The organism is Massilia sp. 01N410, from assembly GCF_056399665.1.
The window spans coordinates 99,364-119,631 of sequence record NZ_JBFTRV010000004.1; the positions used below are offsets into that span (position 1 = coordinate 99,364).

The following is a 20,268-nucleotide window of genomic DNA, read 5'->3' on the forward strand; positions in this document are numbered from 1 at the left end:
CGGAATATGAACCGACGTCTTCTCGCGCTGGCCCTGGCCAGCCTCGTCTCCCTGCCGGCGCTGGCCCAGGTCAGCGTCAGCGAACCGTGGATCCGCGCCACCGTGCCCCAGGCCAAGGTGGCCGGCGCCTTCATGCAGCTGAAGTCCGCGAAACCGGTGAAGCTGGTGGAAGTGAAGAGCCCGGTCGCCGGCCGGGTCGAGCTGCACCAGATGGCGATGGAAGGCCAGACCATGCGCATGCGCCAGGTCGAGTCCATCGACCTGCCTGCCGGTCAGGTGGTGAACCTGGCATCCGGCGGCTACCACCTGATGCTGTTCGACCTGAAGCAGCAGCTCAAGGAAGGCGAGCAGGTGCCGCTGACCCTGACCGTGGTCGACGCCGCCGGCAAGCGCGAGAACATCGCGCTGTCGGTACCGGTCAAGCCGCTGGCTTATACGGCGCCGCCAGCTCATTAATTCGTAGGTGGGCACGGCGTGCCCACCTACGCGATCAGCGAGGCGCCGGGCCGAGACGGCGCGCGCCGCCGGAGCCGACCACGGACTTGCTGACCTGCGGGTCGCCGTAGTAATTGACGTCGCCGGAACCGGCCACCGTCATGCTCAGGCTGTCGCGCACCCACAGGGTCGCGTCGCCCGAGCCGGCCACCGTCACGCTGGCCCTGTCGACGCGCACCCGCGTCATGTCGATGGTGCCGGAGCCGCCGATCGAGGCCGACAGGCTGCGCGCGCCGCCCTCGATCACCTTCAGGTCGCCGCTGCCGCCCAGGTTGACGTCGATCGATTCTCCCTCGGCCTTGCCGACCTTGATGCTGCCCGAGCCGCCGACGTCGAAACGCACCCGCTTGCCGGCGACACGGTCGGCATCGATATTGCCGGAGCCGGCCAGCGCCAGGCGGTCCAGCTCGCGCGCCTGCACCACGATCTTCAGGTTGCGGGTCTTGAGGTTGACCTTGCGCTTGCTGCGGATCTTCAGGGTGCCGTCCTCGACCACGGTTTCGATCAGCGGCAGCAGGTTCTCGTCGGTTTCGATGCTGAGGCCTTCGCTGTTGCCGGTGCGGATTTCCACATCGCCCGGCAAGGCCATCGCGAGGCCGTTGAAGTGGCCGATGTTGCGCGCCTGGCGCACGATCTTGCCGTTGCCCTGCACCTGTTCGCTGCGGCCGAAGCTCCATTCGGCCAGTGCCGGCACGCTCGCCGTGCCGGCCGCGAGGGCGAGGGCGCAGGCGGCCAGCAGGCGGCGGCGGTTCGGCGAAGTCGGGGTCTGGGTCATGTTTCCTCCTTGCTTATTGTTGTCGGTGATCGATGGGTGCATCTTAGACAAGCCCGCCAGGGAGCGCGGGCGCTTTGCGACGAACTGCACGGCCGGCGGGCCGGATTGCGGATAGGCGGAACAGGCGGCGCGAATGCAGGGGCCGCTTCATCGCGCCGCCCCCACCGCGCAGGCCAGGCATATGGCGAAGACGACGAGGCTGGCGCGGTCGGTGCTGACGTAGAGGACCGGATCCTCGTTGACCTTGCCGCGGTAGGCCAGGATCCACAGGCGCCCGAGCCACAGCACCAGCAGCGGCAGGATCGCCAGCAGCCAGGTGCGGTGCGGGTAGAGCGCAATCACGTTGCTCGAATTGAAGTAGAGCAGGACGATCAGGACCGACAGGAAGGCGCTGTTGATGCCCATGATGCCGACCGCCGCTTTGTCGGCGGTGGTATAGCCGCGTCCCCGCGTCTTTTCGCGCCCCGCGCGCTTCAGGTTGAACAGTTCGCTGTAGCGCTTCAGCAGCGCCAGGCTCAGGAAGAGAAAGAAGGAAAAGGCGATCAGCCAGAAGGAGGGCGCGATGCCGGTGGCGGCGCTGCCGCCCAGCACGCGCAGGCTGTACAGGATCGCCAGCGCGATGATATCGACCATCATCAGGCGCTTCAGCCAGGTCGAGTAGGCCAGGGTGCTGACGAAATAGAAGCCGGCGACGGCGGCCAGCACCGGGTGGAACAGCAGGGCTAGGCCGAGGCCGACCAGCGCCAGGGCCAGGCTGGCGCACAGGGCCAGCGGGATGCCGAGGGCGCCGGAGGCGATCGGGCGGGCGTGCTTGGTCGGGTGCAGGCGGTCGTCGTGGGCGTCCAGGCTGTCGTTCAGCAGGTAGGCGCTGGAGGCGCACAGCGAGAAGGCGGCGAAGGCGACCGCCGACGCGGCCAGCGCCGGCAGGCCGAGCTCATGGCCGGCCAGCATCGGCACGAAGACCAGCAGGTTCTTCAGCCACTGGCGCGGACGCAGGGCGCGCAGCAGGGCGCGGGCGCTACCGCCGCGCCGGCCGGTGGCCGCGTGGGAGGCATCGACGATTTCGTAATCGTGAAGGCCGGCGCGCCTGCCCGGCGCTTCCGCCAGCACCAGGTCGAACAGGCCGAGGTGGGCCGCCACGCGGCGCGCGAAGGGCGGGCTGGCGCCGGCCGCGAGGACGATGCGGCGTCCGCAGGCGCGTTCGGCGGCCAGGTGCGCCAGCAGGGCGCGGTCGTAGGGCAGGGTGGCGGCATCGAGGGCGGCCGCGGCGTACAGGCGCCGCGCGAAGCGGGCGCGGTCGCGCAGCAACCAGAGCGGCAGCATCCAGATCCGGCGCAGGTCCTGTTTCAGGAAGGCCAGCAGGCATTCCCACAGCAGGCCGGAGCGGACCAGGGCGCCGTCCAGCATGACCAGCAGCGGGCGCGAGAGCGGCGGGCCCTTCACTGGGCGGGCGCCTGCGGTTCCGCCTGCGGGGTGCGCAGGTAGGAGGCCGCGAACGGGATCAGGAAGGGGTAGAGTCCCCACACGATGCGGCCCTCGACCCGCACGCACAGGGCCGCATACAGCGGCGGCAGGGCCATCAGGAACAGCAGGCTGCGCAGCGGCTTGAGCGGCGCCGGCGTCTGGCGCCAGCCGAGGACCGCGAGCGGCACGATGGGCAGGCAGGCGCCGGCGATCGAGGCCAGCGAGCGGACGTCGCGCAGCGCGTGGTTGACGGTCCACCAGCTCGGCGCCCAGGTATAGGCGGGCAGGCCCGGGATCAGCCAGAAGCGCACCGCCAGCAGCCAGGCGCCGGCCGCGGCCAGCGCCGCCAGGCCGCCGGCCAGCGGGATGCGGCGCATGGCGAGCAGCCAGACCAGCAGCAGTATGTTTTCTTCGCGCACCGCGGTGCCGAGCAGGCCGGCGAGGGCGGCCAGCCAGGGCTGGCCCGCCAGCACCGCCAGCACGAAGGCGCTGCGGGCGCAGATCGACCCCGGATCGACCAGCAGATACGGGGCGTACCAGAAGGTCGGCAGCGCCACCAGCATCAGGACCCCGGCGCCGGTCGCGCGCTTGCTGTCGAGGCCTGCACGCAGGGCCGCCGCGGTCATCAGGCAGGCGCTGGCGGCCATGAACAGCCAGTTCAGGCCGGCAAACGCCTGGCGCAGGTCGCCGGGCAGGGCGGCGGCGATGGCGGGCACCAGGGTCCGGTAGGGGAAGGGCGGGCGCAGCTGGGCGATGCCGATCTCGCCGCGGAAATAGCGGGCCGTGTCGAAGTAGGCCTGGGAATCCTCGATCGTCCCGCCCCAGCGCCACATCATCAGCGACAGCGCGAGCAGGGCGAACATCAGGAACAGGACCGGCCAGCGGATCGGCTGATCGGCCAGGCGCGCATTGCTGGGTGTCGTCATGGGGCACATTTTGAACGTAACGACGCGAAGTATATGCGCAGACATGTTGTCTGACTAGCCATACGGCTTCGCAAGCCCGTCCGGTTTCGCTACAATCCTGCGCTTTTTCGTCTGCATTTCCTCATGAATCTCCTGTTGCTCTTCATTGCTTTCGGTGCCGGCATCGCCGTGTCCTTCCAGGCTGCCATCAACAGCCAGATGGCGGCCGCGGTCGGCGCCAATTCGGTGGTCGCCGCCCTGGTGTCCTTCATGTGCGGCACGGCGGCGCTGGCGGTGGCGGCCTTCGTCCGCGGCGGCCTGCCCGACGCCCTGGCGGTCCTGCCGCAGCAGCCGCTGTGGAAGTTCTCCGGCGGCTTCCTCGGCGCCGCCTTCATCTTCTGCACCGTGTTGCTGGTGCCGCGCATCGGCCTGCTGAACCTGGTCGTGCTGGTGATCGCCGGCCAGCTGCTGACCTCGATGGCGATCGACCACTTCGGCCTGGTCAATGTCGCCATGCGCAAGGTGTCGGCGGTGCGCCTGGCCGGGGCCGCCGTCATGATCGTGGGCGTGGCGCTGGCCTTGTTCGGCGACCGCATCGTCCAGGCGCTCGACCGCTGAGTTGTTGTAAGTTTTTCACACGAAAAATTCTCTTTCCAAGTGGAACTTTCCGGTCGCTGCTGGTTTTATAATTAATGCATCGTAAGTTTCCACTTCAATCATCGATCGCCCGATGGAACACCACCAGTCCTCGCAGATTCCCACCCTGACGTATATCGAAAACGAAGACCATCCCGTCTTCGGTACCCTGGTCGAGCAGATCCTGCACCTGCTGAATTCGAAGCTGGTGTTTTCGGACATCATCATTCACCAGAACAGTCCGCTGATGCTGCGCCAGCCGAAAGGCCTGGTGGCGGTGACGGATTCGCCGATCACCAAGGAAGAGCTGGAAGAGTTCTTCGACGTCATCGAGCCGAACTGGGCCGACCGGATCCAGGAACGCGCCTTCGACCGCTCGATCGATTTGCACACGGCGCGCATCCGCGCCAACTGCTTCAGCTTCCAGGGCAAGAAACGCCTGGGCTGCGTGATCCGCCGCTTCCCGAAGGAGCCGCTGGCCCTCGATACCCTCGGCCTGCATCCGGACGAGCAGGAATTCGCGCGCCTGACCAGCGGCCTGGTGTTGATCATCGGCGACACCTGCCAGGGCAAGTCGACCACCATCGCGTCGATGCTGGACGAGATCAACAAGCAGCGATCGGGCCACATCATCACCATCGAAGACCCGGTCGAGACCCTGATTCCCCAGCGCAAGTGCATCATCACCCAGCGCGAAGTGGGCGAGGATGCCGACGTCGGCAGCTATTATCTGGGCGCGCTGGACGCACTGCGCGAGCGTCCGGACGTGATCGTGATCGGCGAGATCCGCGACGCCCAGACCGCCCAGGAAGCGCTGGCGCTGGCCGAATCGGGCCCGCTGGTGCTGGCCACCCTGCACGCGCGCTCGACCGAGCTGGGCCTGCAGAAGATGCTGCGCCTGCTGGGCAATTCCGACGTCCAGGGCCAGGCCCTGGCGCACGCCCTGCGCGGCGTATTGTGCCAGGCGCTGCTGCCGTCCAGGCAGGGCAACCGCTACCATCTCGCCACCGAATGCCTGAGCATCAGCCCGCAAGTGGCCGGCATGATCGAGCAGGGCGACCTGGGCGCCATCCGCGCCCACATGAACGCTGGCCGCGAGCCGGGCTGCCACACGATGAACAGCGTGCTGGAAGGTCTGCTGGCCTCGCACAAGGTCGGCGTCGACGAGGCGCGCGCGGCGACCACCGACCGGATCGGCTTTGCGGAGATGGTGTAAGGACTGTTCTGCGATCGGCCATGAAAAAACCGGGCATTGCCCGGTTTTTTTATCGCTTGCCGGCGGCTGGCGGGGCCAGCCTGCCGGCAGGAAATCAGCCGCGGCGACGACGCAGTGCGGCGCCCATGCCGATCATGGCCAGGCCCATCAGCGACAGCGCGCCCGGTTCCGGCAGGGCGTATGCCTGGCCCGGATCGTCCACGCGGAAGCCCAGGATGTTGGTGCCGCCATTCCACTTGGAATTGTAGTTATAGCTGTTCTTGAAGCGCAGGTCGCGCAGGCCCAGGGTGTTGGCGAAGTAGTCCGAGTTCAGCTGCTCGCTCCACAGGCCTTTGGTCGACATGTCGACCGATGCATACGAATCGGCGATGCCGGTCTGGCCGTTGCTGCTCGGGACCACGCTGCCGACGATGGTGTTCGAGGCATTGCCGGTGTCCATGCCGGTGTCGAAATACAGGCGGGCCAGCAGGGTGCCGTCGGTGTAGCCGTTGGCGCAGGAGTAGCCGCAGCGGATGCCTGCAGCGGAAGAGGCCAGCGAGGTGGCGGTCATGCCAGGCACACTCAGGTCGCGCCAGTACAGGTCGAGGTAGCCGCCGGTGGCCGGGAACGGGTTGGTTGCCGATGGCGAACCGGCCTGGATGCCGTAGAACATGCCGGTGATCTGGCCGCCGCTCAGTTTGTTCACGAAGAAGGCGCCGTCGCCGCTCGGATCGATCGAGTCGTGCGGCGTGTTGACGTCGCCGGTTTCCATGGTCGAGACGACGAAGACGCCCCAGTTGATTTCTTTGCCATCGGACCAGGTATGGGCACCGTTGATGGCGATCTGCTCCTGACCGGTGAATTTCAGGTAAATCGGGCCGGCTGGCAGAGGAGTTGCCGGCGCGGCGGTAGCGCCGGCGGTAACGAAGGCGGCTGCTAAGGAAAGGAGAATTTTTTTCATAGTATGGATAAGAAGTTGACGACGATTACCCCATCCCACATTAAGCAGCTTTCGTGCCAGCAATTAGTTGAGCTATTGTAAGTCCTTGTATTCATGGGGGGTTTTTTAGTTACGTTAGTAAACTCACATTGCCCTAAAAGCATTTAAATTATCGAGTGTAAAAAATCTCGACAAACCTGGCCACGTCAATCGAGCGGCACCGCGCGATAGCCGTTGACCTCGGCCGGCGTCACCATGCGTGCCGCATTGCCCCAGCTCGCGCGCGCATAGCTCACCACCGCCGCGACTTCGGCATCGTTCAGCACCGGGCTGTAGGGCGGCATGCCGTAAGGGCGCGGATTGCCCGCGGTCGAGGGCGCGAAACCGCCGTTCAGCACGATGCGGATGGCGTTGACGGGATGCGCCAGCTGGAGCGTCCGGTTGCCGGCCAGGGCCGGATAGGCCGGGCCGCCATCCTCGCCGGCGGCACCGCGTCCATCCTTGCCGTGGCAGTCGGCGCAATGCTGGCCGTAGAGCCGGCCGCCGAGCTTCATTAGCGCCTCCGGCGGCGGCTCTGCCGGCGCGCGCTCGGCGGCGTCCGCCGGCAGGGATGTCAAATACACCGAGATCGCGCCGATGTCGCCGTCCGACAGGTGCTGCAGGCTCTGCCCGACCACCTCCGCCATCGGCCCGAACACGGCGCCGCGCGGCGAGACCCCGCTGCGCAGCAACTGGGCCAGCTGCGGATCGTTCGATGCCAGCGGAGGCGCATACCAGCCCAGCACCGGGATCAGGCCGCCGTGCAGGCCTTCGCCGCTGGCGCCCAGGCCGTTGCGCGGGCTGTGGCAGGCGCTGCAGTGACCCAGTCCGTCGACCAGGTAGGCGCCGCGGTTCCAGTCGGCGCCGCGCGCGGGCTCGGGTGTGAAGACGCCGGGCTTGAAGTAGAGCAGGCGCCAGGCCGCCAGCGCCGCCTGGCTGCCGTAGGGTGCGCTCAGCGCGTGCGGCTGGCGTGCATTGCGCTGCGGCGGCAGGCTGCGCAGGTAGGCGAACAGGGCGTCGGCATCGTCGCGCGTGACCTTCGTATAGTTCGGGTAGGGGAAGGCCGGATAGAGCAGGCGGCCGCCGGGCGCGATGCCGTTGTGCAGGGCGTTCCAGAAATCGTCGGCGCTCCAGGCGCCGATGCCGGTCTCGCGGTCGGGCGTGATATTCGGCGCCATCACCCGGCCGAAGGGCGTGTCGACCGCGCGTCCGCCGGCATAGGCGGCGCCGCCGCGCACCGTGTGGCAGGCGGCGCAGTCGCCGGCGCGCGCCAGGTAGGCGCCGCGCGCGATGTTGCCGGCCTCCGACGCCCAGGCTTGCGGCGAGCGCGAGGGGATGAATTCGGCGCGCGGCCAGGCCAGCAATGCCGCGGCGACGGCGAGGACGAGAAGGACGCCGAGGGCGATCAGGATGCGGCGCTTCATGGCTTCGGCTCCGGGGCGCTGCCGCAGGCCAGCGGCAGGGGATGGGAAAGGGATGGCGCCGGGCTCGGGTCGGCCGGCAAAGCTTCGCTGGCCAGCCAGGCCGAGATCGCCGAGACGTCGGCGAGGCTCAGGCGCGAGGCGATGCTGCCCATGCAGTCCGGGGCGAGGGCGTGGCGGCTGCCGTTGCGCCAGGCGCCGAACTGGGCGTTGATGTAGTCGCGCGGCAGACCGACCAGGCCGGGGATGGCGGGCAGGGCGCCGGTCAGGCGCTCGCCATGGCAGGCGATGCAGGCCGGCACCTTCAAGGCGGTATCGCCACGCGTGACCAGCTGGCGGCCGCGTTCCAGTTCGGCGGCCGGCAGGCTGGCGCGGTCGAGCACCGGCGCCGGCAGGTGCTGGGCCGAGAAATAGTCGGCGATCTCGCGCAGGTAGTCGTCGGACAGGTGCTGGACCATCCAGGTCATCAGCGGGTACTGGCGCCGGCCTTCGCGGAAATTGCTCAATTGGTTATACAGATAGCCGGCCGGCTTGCCGGCAATGCGCGGATAGTACTGGCGCTCGCTGCCGGAACCGGCCGCCGCCGGCGGCGTGGTCGCGCTGCCGTGGCAGGAGGCGCAGGCGGCCAGGCGCTGGGCCAGGGTGCCTGGCACGCGCTGTTGCTGTGCCTTTACTTGCGCCTGCACTTGCGCCTGTACCGCTGCGGGAGCCGCCAGCGCGCAGGCAAGCAGGAAGGGGCGGATGAAACCTCGCATGATGAATTCCGGTTGGGAATGCTGCTAGGGCACGGCAGGCGGCCGCGGCGTTTTTGTCTTCCGAGCAATATTGTAAACGAATAAGCATTGGAGGCGGCAGTGCGGTCGGTATCGCTTCCTTCTCCCGCGGCAATGTTTTTATGCTAAATTTTCTTACTTGCAATTCTGGAAATATGCTCCATGCATAAACTGTCTTCCCTGATCCTTTTCGCGGCCGCCTGGGCCGGCGCCGGCCACGCCGCCGAAGTCGATGTCCGGCTTCGCCTGCTGGCCGCGGATGCGCTGGAAGTCAGCTACACCTTGCCTCCCGCTTGCCATGGCCTTGTTTTCCTGAAGGGCGGCGAGGCCGGCCGCGAGACGCGCGCAGGCTGGCTGCCGCAGGGGCAGGAAGGCGTGGCCGGTGCCGACCGGCTCGAACGGCGCGGCGAAGCGTCCGCTTCGGTGCCGACAACGCTGCGTTTCCGGGTGCCGGCCGGGACCCGCCACATCGGCTTTCCGGCCGCCTTTCCGGTCGGGCAGGGACTGTACGTCCACCTGTCGAACTATGCGGTGGATGGCAGTTGCGGCAAGGTGATATACCGGCTGGCGGCGCCCGGCATCGCCGTCGCTGGACACGCTTACCGGGATGCCGCGGTGGCCGCCGAGGGCGCCGACGCCGCGGTCCTGCTCTTGATGGCGCCGCTCCCGGATCGGGATGGCGCGGTGCCGGCCTATTTCGATCCCCGGCTGCCGGCCGCCGCGGTGGCGCAGATCAGGGCGGTGGCGGACGGCACCGTCGAAGTCCTGCACGGCGCGCTGCCGCATGCCCGCTTCACGCGCCCGATCGTGGCCGCGGCCTATGCCGAGGAGCCGGGCGGCCCGAACATCGGCGGCGACGCTGCCGGCGTGCTGCGCCTGGCCCTGTTCAACTGGCCGCGCGAAGCGGGACCGAACGAGCAGGCCCAGCTGACCCGGCTGGTCTCGCATGAATTCAGCCACCGTTTCCAGTTGCGCGACGCGGCCGACGTCTACCCGGACGCGCGCCTGATCCACGAGGGCGGGGGCGAATTCCTGCGCTGGATGGTGTCGCTGCAGAAGGGCTGGCTGACGCCGGAGAAGGCGGCGGCCGACCTCGACCAGGCGCTGGCCGACTGCATGCTGTATACCGAGGGGCGCAGCTGGCGTTCGCTGTCGGCGCGCGAGATCGCCGGCAACCGCCTCGAATACCGCTGCGGCCTGCCGGCCTGGGCGTATGTGCTGGCGGCGCGCCAAGGCAGCGGCACGGCATTCGCGCGCATCGACGGCTTCTACCGCGAACTGGGCGCCGGCCGCCGGCCCGACTTTGCCCAGGCGCTGGAATGCGGCGAGACGCCGGCATGCCGGGCCCGCCGGCTTCCGGCGCTGCTGGGCGCGGATGGCGCGATGGAGGCGCAATGGGCCGGCCTGTTCGGCGAGACCGGCCTGGCCGCCCCGGTGGCGCCGACCCGGGCGCAGCAGAACGCGATGGTGTTGCGCGCCATGATCAAGCTGATGAAGGACGACTGCGGCGGCGCCAGTGGCACCACGGAAACGCCGGACGGCGTCATCCTCGACGGCATGAAGTCCTGCAAGACCTTCTCCCGCGACGCCTACGTCACCACGATCGAGGGCTTGCCGGTATTCGGCGACCCCGCCACCGGTGCCGCCATGACGGCCGCCTGCACTGCGCGCCATGCGCTGGTGCTGGGCCTGAAGGACGGCGGCACGCTCAGCGCGCCTTGCCCCGAACCCTACCGGATGCGCACGGCCTTCTACCAGGTTGACATCGGAAAGCTGCTGGCCGCGCTGCGGCGCGCGGAATAGCCGCCGAATGACCGCTAGCGCGCATCCTGGTAGCTGCGCAGATAGGCCTGCAGCGCGAGGATCTGGTTGGCGTCGCTGATGCCCCAGAAGCGCATCTTCGTGCCGGGCACCGCCTTGCCGGGGTCGCGCAGGAAGGCGGCCAGGGTCTGTTCGTTCCAGACGATGCCGGCGTTCTTCATCGCCGTGGAATAGGCGTAGTCGGGCGTGGAGCCGGCGCGGCGGCCGAACAGGCCGTTCAGCTGGGGGCCGAAGCCGCCGTGAGCGTTGGGGCCGACCTGGTGGCAGGAGGCGCATTGCTGGAAGATGCGCTGGCCGGTGGCGGCGTCGGTGCCGGAGGGGGCGCAGCCTTGCAGCAGCGATGTTGCGAGCAGGAGAGTGACAAAATGCTTCATGCCGCGATTATAGGCTGCCGGCCCAGACCGGACCGGTAGCCCGGCGGGCGGCGTCAGGCGCTGGCCTGGGCTTGCGCTTGTGCCTCGGCTTGCGCCGCGGCACGCACTGCCAGCCGGGCGGCGTTGCCGGCGGCGCTCTCGGCCGCGGCCGGGAAGTGTTCGCGCCAGTGGCGGTAGATGCGCAGGGCCACGTGGGCATCGTCGGCCGCGTACTGGATCTGCTGTTCGGACAGGCGCGGCAGCGCCCAGTTGGTGGTGGTGATACGGCGCGACTTCTGCAGCCGCTTGCCGAAGAAGCGCGCGACCGCGGTCTTCGCGCCCCAGGCGTTGCGATCGCGCGGCTGGACCGAGCGCAGGGCGGTGGCGAGGTCGATCACGTTGCGGGTGTCGATGCCGAGCTTGGCGCGCAGGCGGCGCAGGTCGTCGCCGAGGCCGAAGCCGACCTTCAGGATCGCCGGCGACTCCAGCACTTGGCGCAGTACCTCGGCCAGGTGCGGCGCGGTGGCGGAGCCGGTCTGGAACAGCCAGGCGCGACGGTCGTCCGCGAGCTGCACCAGATGCGGCCCGGTCGATACTTCGCCTTTCTGGAAAGTCGGCTTCGATTCGGTATCGAAGCCGATCGCATCCGCGGCCAGCAGGGCGGCAAGCGCGGCCTGCGCATCCTCACTGGAACGCACCAGCCGCACGTCCGCCAGCGCGATGCCCTGGTAGGGCGGCAGCTCGTCTTCGGCGGCCGGGATGGGTTCGCTCATATGATCAGTTTTATCTGCTCATTTGCGCGAGAACTTCGACGCCAGCTGCTGCAGCTTTTCCTGGCGCTTGCGCTCCGCCTCTTGCTGGGCCGCGGCTTCGCGCTCGGCCTTCTTGCGCTCGGCTTCCTTCTTGAAGCGCTGCTGCAACAGTTCCTTGGCGTGCTGGCGATGGGTGTCCGTCACCTCGGCGCCCGGCTTGCCGTCCAGGTCGTAGCGCACCGTCGCCTTTTCCATGGCGCGCAGGTAGCGCATCGAACCGGTGTGGATGCCGAGTGCGGCGCGCATCAGCTTGCGGTTCAGGCTGGGCAGGCGGGCCAGCAACTGCTTGTCGATGCCGATCTCGAGCGGCAGGCAGTTGCGGAACGCTTCGAACTGCTGCTGCAGTTGCTTGAGCAGGGCGCGCGGAGAATCCGCGGCCGGCGTCCCGGCGGCCGGCGCTCCGGCGGCCGGCGCATCGGCCGGCGTGGTGGCGGCAGCGACCGGCTCCGGCGTGGTGTCGGCAGCGTTGTTTTCGTTGGCCTCGGGGGATTCGGCGACGTTACTAATCGTATTCATTGACTTCATGGTAAGAACAGGAAGCGGAAGGATAGCATGGCAAGGCGGCAGATGTACCGCTGAGCCGTGTAAGGGTTCGTCGACTCCGCCGGCAGACCGTGATTTCCTTCGCGTGCGGCGGGCGCGGCAGCAAGAAATCGTGTATGATCCGCCCCTTTGCTTGCGCACGGCTTGCGCCGACGCAGACCGGCCAGGGGTCGGAGAATGCAGCGCCAATATGCGGATTCGTTATATCCATTATCGGATATTTCAATTATCGCTAAATATTTCCTTGGTGCATAATATGCCTGTCTCCTCTATTTCTCCCTTTGGAAAATAGCTCAAGCCCGTTCCTTGACGGGCTTTTTTTCGTTCCGACATGCTAAACCGCGATTTCAACCATTTTCCGAGCTGCTCTTGCCCTCCGTCCGTGCGTCCCGATGCCGCCAGTCCAGGCCGCGTCCCACGTCCGCCGGCAAGCGCTGTACGAAGTGCTTGATATCCGGCCGTCTGCCCTTAGTTAGGGCCATCCCGTTATTCCTCGCCCGAGGTCCGCAAGCGGACCAGGTGGCTTATTGACTTCGCAGGCGCGCATCCCGCCTCGACTGGAGAATGTTAATCATGAAAAACACCGCCAAGACATTGACACTGACAGCGAAGAAGGCGCCGGCGAAGAGCACGGCCCAGCTGTCCGTGCCGAAAACCGCGACCTCCTACTTCCTCGAAACGGAAGCGGCGGCAGGCGGTCCGGCGGCCAAGGTCACGGTGGTCAAGACGCGTTCCCGCCTGGCCTCGCTGAAAGCGGCCCAGGCCGAGCAATCGGCCGCCGCCAGCAGCCCCGCCGAAGTCCAGGCCGCGCAACTCCAGCCGGAGCAGTTCGAACGGTCCGCCGCTGCGGAAGCCGTCGCCGAAGGTGAGCAAGCCGCCGAGATCGTCGCCGAGACCGTGGACGACGCCGCACCGGAGGCGGCACCCGTGGTTGGCGCAGTTGCCGCGGTCGCCGCCGACGACGCCGATCCTGTCCCGATGCCGACGGCTCCGGCCGCGCCGCCGGTGATCGTGCGCAAGCGCACCTCGAAGCTGGCCGCCCTGAAAGCCGCCGCCGACACCGCCGTCGTAGCACCGGCCGCGGCACCCGCCGCCGCCGCGGCACCGGTCGCCGAAGAAGCGCCGGCCGCGCGCGTGGTCCGCACCCGCACCCGCCGCATCGACCCGTCGGCGTCGCCCGCCGCCGCGCCGACCGGCAGCGTCAGCACCACCACCGACGCCGCCGCGCTGGCCGCGATCGACACCTCCGGCTATCTGCTGCCGCAGGTGAAGGTGCCGGGCCGCCGCGGCCGCAAGCCGAGCGAGTTCGTGCCGGAGAACGACGAGATCGCCGCGCTGAACGCGGTCGAGCGCGCCGAAATGAAGGCGGCGTCCAAGCTGCGCGAACGCAAGGCCAAGGGCATCCCGGCCATGCTGGGCGCAGAGCAGGGCTTCTCGGGCGAGGAGCTGGAAAAGCGCCGCACCCAGCTGAAGAACCTGATCAACATGGGCAAGGAGCGCGGCTACCTGACCCATGCGGAGATCAACGACCACCTGCCGGAAAACATCATCGATCCGGAAGCGATCGAAGGCATCATCGCGACCTTCAACGACATGGGCATCGCCGTCTACGAGCGCGCTCCGGAAGCCGAAATGATGCTGCTGTCGGACGCCGTCGTGACCCCGACCAGCGAAGACGAAGTCGAGGCCGCCGCCGCGACCGCGCTGTCGACCGTCGACTCCGACTTCGGCCGCACCACCGACCCGGTCCGCATGTACATGCGCGAAATGGGCGCGGTGTCGCTGCTGACCCGCGAAGGCGAGATCGCGATCGCCAAGCGCATCGAGGAAGGCCTGAAGGACATGGTGCAGGCGATCTCCGCCTGCCCGGTGACGATCTCGGAAATCATCGCCCTGTCGCACAAGATCGCCAGCGACGAGCTGAAGATCGATGACGTGGTCGACGGCCTGATGGCGCCGGACGAAGGCGCCCCGGCCGCGCCGGCCAGCGCATCGTCGGACGAGGACGACGAGGAAGAGCTGGAAGACGAGGAAGAGGAAGAAGGCGCTACCTCCGGCAGCGCCGCCGCCGGCTACTCGGCCGAGCAGCTGGCCGCGCTGAAGAAGACCGCGCTGGACAAGTTCTCCATCATCGAGAAGCAGTTCGACAAGATGGGCCACGCCTTCAAGACCCACGGCTACGGTTCGCTGCAGTACATCGCGGCCCAGGACGTGATCTCGACCGAACTGCTGGGCATCCGCTTTACCGCCAAGATCGTCGAAAAGCTGTGCGACACCCTGCGCGGCCAGATGGACGAAGTGCGTTCGATCGAGCGCGCCGTGCTGGACATCTGCGTGAACCGCTGCGGCATGCCGCGCGCCCACTTCATCAAGGTCTTCCCGGGCAACGAGACGGACCTGGAATGGGTGCAGCGCGAAGTCGATTGCGCCTACCCGTACAGCGCCGTGCTGTCGCGTAACGCGCCGGCCATCATGGAACTGCAGCGCCGCATGATCGACCTGCAGGCGCGCGTGGCGCTGCCGCTGGCCGATCTCCGCAAGATCAACAAGCAGATGGCGGCCGGCGAAAAGCGCGCCCGCACCGCGAAGCGCGAAATGACGGTGGCCAACCTGCGCCTGGTGATCTCGATCGCGAAGAAGTACATCAACCGCGGCCTGCAATTCCTCGACCTGATCCAGGAAGGCAATATCGGCCTGCTGAAGGCGGTCGACAAGTTCGAATACCGCCGCGGCTATAAATTCTCGACCTACGCGACCTGGTGGATCCGCCAGGCGATCACCCGTTCGATCGCCGACATGGCCCGCACCATCCGCGTGCCGGTGCACATGATCGAAACGATCAACAAGATGAATCGCATCTCGCGCCAGATCATGCAGGAAACCGGCAGCGAGCCGGACATGGCGACCCTGGCGGCCAAGATGGAGATGCCGGAATCGAAGGTCCGCGAGATCATGAAGATCGCGAAGGAGCCGATTTCGATGGAAACCCCGATGGGCGAGGACGGCGATTCCCAGCTGGGCGACTTCATCGAGGACAACGCGACCCTGGCGCCGCTGGAAGCCGCGATGCACGCATCGATGCGCGGTGTGATCAAGGAAGTGCTGGACTCGCTGACCCCGCGCGAAGCCAAGGTCCTGCGCATGCGCTACGGCGTCGAGATGTCGAACGACCACACGCTGGAAGAAGTCGGCAAGCAGTTCGACGTGACCCGCGAGCGTATCCGCCAGATCGAAGCCAAGGCGATGAGCAAGCTGCGCCAGCCTTCGCGTTCGGACAAGCTGAAGACTTTCCTGCAGAATCAGTAAGCCTCGCGCTTTCTTCTAAAACGCCCCGGTCCGCCGGGGCGTTTTTTTGCCAGGAACAGGGGCGCCAGCACAGGCGCGCTAGAATAGGTCACATGACGAACCGACGACTTCTTTCACTGGCGGCGGCCATCCTTTGCGGCCTGGCCGCCGCCGGCGCGCGCGCCGATGACGGCGATGCAATCTCCACCGACCGTCCCGGCTTTGCCGAATCCAGCCAGACCGTCGGCAAGGGCCGCGTCCAGCTCGAGACCAGCCTGCAGTGGGACCGCCAGCGCGACGACGAACTCCATACCCGCACCTTGAGCACGCCGACCCTGCTGCGCATCGGCCTGGGCGCGAGCAGCGAGCTGCGCATCGAGACCGATGGCCGCACCGTGGTCCACGCCAGCGAGCCGTCCAGCGGCGTGCACACGACCGTGGCCGGCTATGCGGACACCGCGCTCGGCATCAAGTGGCACCTGGCCGATGCGCAAGCTGAAGGCCTGGCCGGCCGGCCCTCGCTGGGCCTGCTGCTGCACGCCGACCTGCCGAGCGGCAGCCGCGAGCTGCGCGGCCATGGCCTGCGGCCCTCGCTGCGCCTGGCGGCCGACTGGGACCTGGCGCAGGGCACCACCTTCAGCCTGATGCCGGGCCTGGCCACCGACAGCGACGACCAGGGCCAGCGCTACGGCTACGGTCTCCTGGCCGCCAACCTGGGCCGGGAATTCAGCGAGCGCCTGCGTGGCTTCGTCGAAGCGGCGGCGACCCAGATCGCCAGCGCCAGGCATGGAGGCACCCAGGCCAGCGTCGACGCCGGCCTGGTCTACCTGGTGAACAAGGATTGCCAGCTCGACGTCTCGCTGGTCCATGGACTCGACCGCCGCAGTCCGGACCTGAGCCTGGCTTTCGGGCTGTCGCTGCGCCGCTAGTGCGGCGGCTCGATCGCCAGGTACATGACGCCATGCAGCAGGGCGTACCAGGACAGTCCGAATTCCTTCGGCAGGCGTGGATGGACGCGATTCCAGGGCCAGGTGTCCGCTTGCGGACACTGTCCGCCGGCTTTCCCTCAGCTGTGGTGTGAGCAAATTGCAGTCTTGCAATCTGGCATGTTAGGATATTTTTAACTTAACATTTGCACAGGCAAGCCATGGCAGAGCTGGAAGTCGCCAAGCACGGCAAGAACGTCATTCACCTGATGACGAAAAAGGAACACAAGGTCTCGCACCGGATCCGCGAAATCGTCATCGAGATCGCGATCATCGTGTTTGCCGTCACCATGAGCATCTGGCTGCATGGCCTGAGCGAGCACCATCACCAGCAGCAGGAGGTGAGGACCTTCCTGATCGGGCTGAAGAGCGACCTGGCCGAGGATGCCGCCTCGCTTGCCGGCATCAAGGAAGGCTACCGCGGCTTCGATGCGAACTATGCCTACCTGGCCAGCCTCGATCCGGACAAGCAGCCGGACTGGGCGAAATTCCGGACCGCCTACGCCGGCTTCGACAGCAACTGGTTCTTCATCCCGACCAGGAGCCGCTACGACGGCTTCCTGATGAGCGGCAAGCTGACGAACATCGAGGACCAGAAGCTGCTGGCCGCCATCCTCAACCTCTACCAGTCCTTGCTCCCGCAGATCCAGACCTCGGAGGGAGGATGGCTGACCCGCCAGCGCAAGCTGCGCGACTATCGCGACGACAAGCTGGAGGCCGATGACGACCTGGCGCATTACCGATTCCTGACCGCGCCGAAGGCCAAGCGCCTGGTGGGGCAGATGCAGACCAGTCCCCAGCTCTACGAGCGCTACCAGGCCTATATCGACCAGAGCAGGCAGATCATCAAGACGGTCGACGCCCTCTATCCGGACCAGGCCGGCCGCAAGGCAAACTGAGCGGGAGGGAACCGTCGCTCCCGCTTTCGCGGGGACGACGGCAATGTCGGATCAGCCGGTGTTGCGCAAGCCAGCCGCAACACCGTTAATCGACAAATGAATCCCCCGATGCACCCGCACATCGATCTGCTCGGGATCCTGCGACAGCGCCCGGTGCCGCTGGATCAGCTCGACCTGCAAGTGGTTCAGCGGATCCAGGTAGGCGAAGCGGTTCTGGATCGACCTTGCCAGCAGCGGGTTCGAGGCCAGGCGGTAGGCAGCGCCGGTTACCTGTTCCAGGCAGCGCAGGGTCGCGCCGTACTCCGCCGCGATGCGCTTGAAGATGCGCTCGCGCAGCTCCACGTCCGGCACCAGCTCGGCGTAGCGGCCGGCGATCGGCAGGTCGGTCTTGGCCAGCACCATGTCCATGTTCGACAGGAGCGTCGCGAAGAAGGGCCACTGCCTGAACATCTCCTGCAGCAGCGCCAGGCGCTCCTCGCGCTTGCCTTCATCTTCGCCAAGCCAGCCCGAGACGGCGGCGCCGAAGCCGTACCAGCCCGGCAGCAGCAGGCGGCACTGGCCCCAGGAGAAGCCCCAGGGGATCGCGCGCAGGTCTTCGATGCGGCGGGTCGACTTGCGCGAGGCCGGGCGCGAACCGAGATTCAGTTCCGCGATCTCGGCGATCGGCGTGGCGGCGAAGAAGTAGTCCGTAAAGCCCGGGGTCTCGTACACCAGGTTGCGGTAGGCGCGATACGCCCGTTCCGACAGCTCGGCCATCACCTTTTCGTATTCGGCCAGGCGCGCCACCTGCACCGGGTCGACGCCGTGCGGCATCAGGCCGGCTTCCAGCGTGGCGGCCACCAGCAGCTCGAGGTTGCGGCGGCCGATTTCCGGGTTCGAGAATTTCGAGGAGATGATCTCGCCCTGTTCGGTCAGGCGGATCTGGCCGTTCACGGTGCCCGGCGGCTGGGCCAGGATCGCATCGTAGCTCGGGCCGCCGCCGCGGCCGACGGTGCCGCCGCGGCCATGGAACAGGCGCAGCTTGACGCTGGCCTGCTCGAACACCTTCACCAGCTTCAGCTCGGCCTGGTAGAGCTCCCAGTTCGAGGTCAGGAAGCCGCCGTCCTTGTTCGAATCCGAATAGCCGAGCATGACTTCCTGCAGCCGGCCCTGGTGCTCGATCAGCTCCTTCACGCCAGGGATCGCCATCCACTCGCCCATGATCTCGCTGGCGCGCTGCAGGTCGGGGATGGTTTCGAACAGCGGGATCACCATCACGTCGCATTCCTTGTCGCCGGGGCGCAGCAGGCCGGTCTCCTTCTGCAGCAGCAGCACTTCCAGCAGGTCGGACACGGTCTCGGTGTGCGAGATGATGTAGTTGCGGATCGCGCGCGCGCCGTAGCGCTGGCGGATCTCGCGCGCCGCGCGCAGCACGCCCAGCTCGGACTGCGTCTCGTCGGAGTAGGCGGCGTAGGGCGTGGTCAGCAGGCGCGGGTGGGCGATCTCGGCCAGCAGCAGCTTCACCTTGGCGGCTTCGTCGAGGCCGGCGTAATTCGCTTCGACGCCGGCGCCCTTGAACAGCTCGGCCAGCACGCGCTCGTGGATGTCCGAACTCTGGCGCATGTCCAGCGAGGCCAGGTGGAAGCCGAAGATGGCGACCGCGCGCAGCAGGCCGGCCAGGCGCGGCTTGACCAGGATGGCGCCGTGGTTGTTGGCCAGCGAATCGGCCAGCACCTGCAGCTCGGCCTGCAGCTCGGCCGGGCCGCCGTAGGCGTCGGCGTGGCCGACTTCCTTGCGCAGCGGATTGGTGGCGCCCAGCAGCCGCGCGGTCGAGGCCAGGCGCGCGTAGATGCCGATCAGGGCGCGCCGGTAGGGTTCGTCGGCGCGGTGCGGCGAGGTGTCCGGCGAGGCCGCCGCCAGGGCTTCGAGAGCGGCGTCGGCCGGCACCAGCAGGGTCGAGGTCGACAGCTCGGCGCCCAGCGCGTGCACTTCGTCGAGGTAGAAGTCGAAGATGGTGGTGGCGTGGCGCACCAGGGCGCGCTGCATGGTGCCGGCGTTGACGTTCGGGTTGCCGTCGCGGTCGCCGCCGATCCAGCTGCCCATCTGCAGGTAGGTGGCATCGCCCAGCTCCGCCTGCAGCTCGTCCTCGATGTCGTCGTACATGGCCGGCAGTTCGCGCAGGAAGGTCGTGCGGTAGTAGGACAGCGCGTTCTCGATCTCGTCGGCCACGGTCAGCTTTTCGTAGCGCAGCATGCGGGTCTGCCACAGCGTCGCCACGCGCGCCTGCAGCAGCATCAGGTTGTGGGCGCGCTCCTTCGGCGTCAGCGGCAGGTCGCGTTCGGCCAGCAGGCGGGCGATGTCGTGCTCGGCGTCGAGGATGGACTTGCGCTGCACCTCGGTCGGGTGGGCGGTCAGCACCGGCGAAATCAGGGCTTCGCGGAGAAAAGCCTTCACCTGCTCGCGCCCGACGCCGGCATCCTGCAGGCGCGCCAGCGCATAGGCCACGCTGGCCGGCTGGGCCTTCGATCCGGCCAGCTGGTGGGCGCGGCGGCGGCGCACGTGGTGCTGGTCTTCGGCGATGTTGGCCAGGTGCGAGAAATACGAGAACGCGCGCACCACCGAATTGGTCTCTTCGCGCGTGAGCTTCTTCAGCAGGGTGGTGAGTTCTTCGCCGGCCTGCGGATCGTCTTCGCGGCGGAAGCGCACGGCGGTCTGGCGAATGGTCTCGACGACGTCGAACACCGCTTCGCCCTCCTGGTTGCGCAGCACGTCGCCCAGCAGGCGGCCGAGCAGGCGGATGTCTTCTTTCAGCGGCGCGTCCTTGTCGCCGGCCTGGACAGGGGCGGCGGTTTGCGGATCGGCTTGGGGATCAAGGTTTGCAGCTTTGTTCATTATCGAGCACAGGTTGAATGATCGGGGTCCCATTGGGGGCACGGATGTACAACGA

The 20,268-nt window shown here is 67.5% G+C and carries 17 protein-coding genes; 7 read left to right on the forward strand and 10 right to left on the reverse strand.

Annotation, left to right across the window (positions count from 1 at the left end; translation table 11 throughout):
• Positions 1-6: 6 nt before the first annotated feature.
• Positions 7-456, forward strand: a complete 450-nt coding sequence (locus AC1DOP_RS07115) for a copper chaperone PCu(A)C (protein ID WP_477250612.1) — start codon at positions 7-9, stop codon at positions 454-456.
• Between the two features lie 34 nt (positions 457-490).
• Here the strand turns inward: AC1DOP_RS07115 and AC1DOP_RS07120 are convergent, their stop codons facing one another.
• The 3 genes from AC1DOP_RS07120 to AC1DOP_RS07130 all read right to left on the reverse strand — a co-directional run bounded on the left by AC1DOP_RS07120 (position 491) and on the right by AC1DOP_RS07130 (position 3,660).
• Positions 491-1,270 (reverse strand): head GIN domain-containing protein, encoded by a 780-nt coding sequence (locus AC1DOP_RS07120; RefSeq protein ID WP_442123109.1) that lies wholly within the window; start codon positions 1,268-1,270, stop codon positions 491-493.
• Between the two features lie 147 nt (positions 1,271-1,417).
• A complete protein-coding gene (locus AC1DOP_RS07125; protein WP_477250613.1) occupies positions 1,418-2,713 on the reverse strand; it encodes a UbiA family prenyltransferase in 1,296 nt (431 codons plus the stop codon).
• Positions 2,710-3,660, reverse strand: coding sequence for a hypothetical protein (locus AC1DOP_RS07130; RefSeq protein ID WP_477250614.1), 951 nt, complete (start codon positions 3,658-3,660; stop codon positions 2,710-2,712). Before AC1DOP_RS07130 ends, AC1DOP_RS07125 begins: the two co-directional genes overlap by 4 nt.
• 123 nt (positions 3,661-3,783) lie before the next feature.
• Between AC1DOP_RS07130 and AC1DOP_RS07135 the strand changes: the two genes are divergently transcribed.
• Both AC1DOP_RS07135 and AC1DOP_RS07140 read left to right on the forward strand, forming a co-directional pair.
• Complete coding sequence (locus AC1DOP_RS07135) at positions 3,784-4,257, forward strand: DMT family transporter (protein ID WP_477250615.1); 474 nt, start codon at positions 3,784-3,786, stop codon at positions 4,255-4,257.
• A gap of 112 nt (positions 4,258-4,369) precedes the next feature.
• Positions 4,370-5,491 (forward strand): type IV pilus twitching motility protein PilT, encoded by a 1,122-nt coding sequence (locus AC1DOP_RS07140; RefSeq protein ID WP_477250616.1) that lies wholly within the window; start codon positions 4,370-4,372, stop codon positions 5,489-5,491.
• Between the two features lie 94 nt (positions 5,492-5,585).
• Here AC1DOP_RS07140 and AC1DOP_RS07145 read toward each other — a convergent pair whose 3' ends face one another.
• From AC1DOP_RS07145 to AC1DOP_RS07155, 3 genes are all read right to left on the reverse strand, one after another.
• A complete protein-coding gene (locus AC1DOP_RS07145) occupies positions 5,586-6,431 on the reverse strand; it encodes a PEP-CTERM sorting domain-containing protein (protein WP_477250617.1) in 846 nt (281 codons plus the stop codon).
• 185 nt (positions 6,432-6,616) lie between these two features.
• Complete coding sequence (locus AC1DOP_RS07150) at positions 6,617-7,873, reverse strand: c-type cytochrome (protein WP_477250618.1); 1,257 nt, start codon at positions 7,871-7,873, stop codon at positions 6,617-6,619.
• On the reverse strand, positions 7,870-8,625 hold the full coding sequence (locus AC1DOP_RS07155) for a c-type cytochrome (RefSeq protein ID WP_477250619.1): 756 nt from the start codon (positions 8,623-8,625) through the stop codon (positions 7,870-7,872). Before AC1DOP_RS07155 ends, AC1DOP_RS07150 begins: the two co-directional genes overlap by 4 nt.
• A gap of 180 nt (positions 8,626-8,805) precedes the next feature.
• Between AC1DOP_RS07155 and AC1DOP_RS07160 the strand changes: the two genes are divergently transcribed.
• Positions 8,806-10,446, forward strand: a complete 1,641-nt coding sequence (locus AC1DOP_RS07160) for a hypothetical protein (protein WP_477250620.1) — start codon at positions 8,806-8,808, stop codon at positions 10,444-10,446.
• 14 nt (positions 10,447-10,460) lie between these two features.
• On the opposite strand, the gene AC1DOP_RS07165 is transcribed toward AC1DOP_RS07160, so the two are convergent.
• Genes AC1DOP_RS07165 through AC1DOP_RS07175 form a run of 3 tightly spaced genes read right to left on the reverse strand, consistent with a single transcriptional unit; the run spans position 10,461 to position 12,145 of the window.
• Complete coding sequence (locus AC1DOP_RS07165; protein WP_442123100.1) at positions 10,461-10,838, reverse strand: c-type cytochrome; 378 nt, start codon at positions 10,836-10,838, stop codon at positions 10,461-10,463.
• 53 nt (positions 10,839-10,891) lie between these two features.
• Positions 10,892-11,590, reverse strand: coding sequence for a 3'-5' exonuclease (locus tag AC1DOP_RS07170; protein ID WP_442123099.1), 699 nt, complete (start codon positions 11,588-11,590; stop codon positions 10,892-10,894).
• 18 nt (positions 11,591-11,608) lie between these two features.
• The gene (locus tag AC1DOP_RS07175; protein ID WP_442123098.1) at positions 11,609-12,145 is read right to left on the reverse strand and encodes a ProQ/FINO family protein; all 537 of its coding nucleotides are present in this window, start codon (positions 12,143-12,145) and stop codon (positions 11,609-11,611) included.
• A 600-nt stretch (positions 12,146-12,745) separates the two neighbouring features.
• On the opposite strand from AC1DOP_RS07175, the gene rpoD reads away from it, so the two are divergent.
• The 3 genes from rpoD (at position 12,746) to AC1DOP_RS07190 (ending at position 17,342) form a co-directional block, all read left to right on the forward strand.
• The gene (gene rpoD / locus AC1DOP_RS07180; protein WP_442123097.1) at positions 12,746-15,478 is read left to right on the forward strand and encodes an RNA polymerase sigma factor RpoD; all 2,733 of its coding nucleotides are present in this window, start codon (positions 12,746-12,748) and stop codon (positions 15,476-15,478) included.
• 92 nt (positions 15,479-15,570) lie between these two features.
• Positions 15,571-16,386, forward strand: a complete 816-nt coding sequence (locus AC1DOP_RS07185; protein WP_477250621.1) for a transporter — start codon at positions 15,571-15,573, stop codon at positions 16,384-16,386.
• 218 nt (positions 16,387-16,604) lie between these two features.
• Positions 16,605-17,342 carry a hypothetical protein gene (locus AC1DOP_RS07190; RefSeq protein WP_442123095.1) on the forward strand — a complete coding sequence of 246 codons (738 nt, stop codon included), beginning with the start codon at positions 16,605-16,607 and terminating at the stop codon, positions 17,340-17,342.
• A gap of 51 nt (positions 17,343-17,393) precedes the next feature.
• On the opposite strand, the gene ppc is transcribed toward AC1DOP_RS07190, so the two are convergent.
• Entirely contained in the window at positions 17,394-20,213 is a 2,820-nt protein-coding gene (ppc, locus tag AC1DOP_RS07195) for a phosphoenolpyruvate carboxylase (RefSeq protein ID WP_477250622.1), read from the reverse strand.
• Positions 20,214-20,268 lie beyond the last annotated feature (55 nt).

Bases quoted from the DNA above. Each gene is read 5' to 3' on its own strand.
- AC1DOP_RS07115 (WP_477250612.1), top strand. From the start codon at position 7: ATGAACCGACGTCTTCTCGCGCTGGCCCTGGCCAGCCTCGTCTCCCTG.
- AC1DOP_RS07120 (WP_442123109.1), bottom strand. From the start codon at position 1,270: ATGACCCAGACCCCGACTTCGCCGAACCGCCGCCGCCTGCTGGCCGCC.
- AC1DOP_RS07130 (WP_477250614.1), bottom strand. From the start codon at position 3,660: ATGACGACACCCAGCAATGCGCGCCTGGCCGATCAGCCGATCCGCTGG.
- AC1DOP_RS07135 (WP_477250615.1), top strand. From the start codon at position 3,784: ATGAATCTCCTGTTGCTCTTCATTGCTTTCGGTGCCGGCATCGCCGTG.
- AC1DOP_RS07140 (WP_477250616.1), top strand. From the start codon at position 4,370: ATGGAACACCACCAGTCCTCGCAGATTCCCACCCTGACGTATATCGAA.
- AC1DOP_RS07145 (WP_477250617.1), bottom strand. From the start codon at position 6,431: ATGAAAAAAATTCTCCTTTCCTTAGCAGCCGCCTTCGTTACCGCCGGC.
- AC1DOP_RS07150 (WP_477250618.1), bottom strand. From the start codon at position 7,873: ATGAAGCGCCGCATCCTGATCGCCCTCGGCGTCCTTCTCGTCCTCGCC.
- AC1DOP_RS07155 (WP_477250619.1), bottom strand. From the start codon at position 8,625: ATGCGAGGTTTCATCCGCCCCTTCCTGCTTGCCTGCGCGCTGGCGGCT.
- AC1DOP_RS07160 (WP_477250620.1), top strand. From the start codon at position 8,806: ATGCATAAACTGTCTTCCCTGATCCTTTTCGCGGCCGCCTGGGCCGGC.
- AC1DOP_RS07165 (WP_442123100.1), bottom strand. From the start codon at position 10,838: ATGAAGCATTTTGTCACTCTCCTGCTCGCAACATCGCTGCTGCAAGGC.
- AC1DOP_RS07170 (WP_442123099.1), bottom strand. From the start codon at position 11,590: ATGAGCGAACCCATCCCGGCCGCCGAAGACGAGCTGCCGCCCTACCAG.
- AC1DOP_RS07175 (WP_442123098.1), bottom strand. From the start codon at position 12,145: ATGAATACGATTAGTAACGTCGCCGAATCCCCCGAGGCCAACGAAAAC.
- rpoD (WP_442123097.1), top strand. From the start codon at position 12,746: ATGAAAAACACCGCCAAGACATTGACACTGACAGCGAAGAAGGCGCCG.
- AC1DOP_RS07185 (WP_477250621.1), top strand. From the start codon at position 15,571: ATGACGAACCGACGACTTCTTTCACTGGCGGCGGCCATCCTTTGCGGC.
- AC1DOP_RS07190 (WP_442123095.1), top strand. From the start codon at position 16,605: ATGGCAGAGCTGGAAGTCGCCAAGCACGGCAAGAACGTCATTCACCTG.
- ppc (WP_477250622.1), bottom strand. From the start codon at position 20,213: ATGAACAAAGCTGCAAACCTTGATCCCCAAGCCGATCCGCAAACCGCC.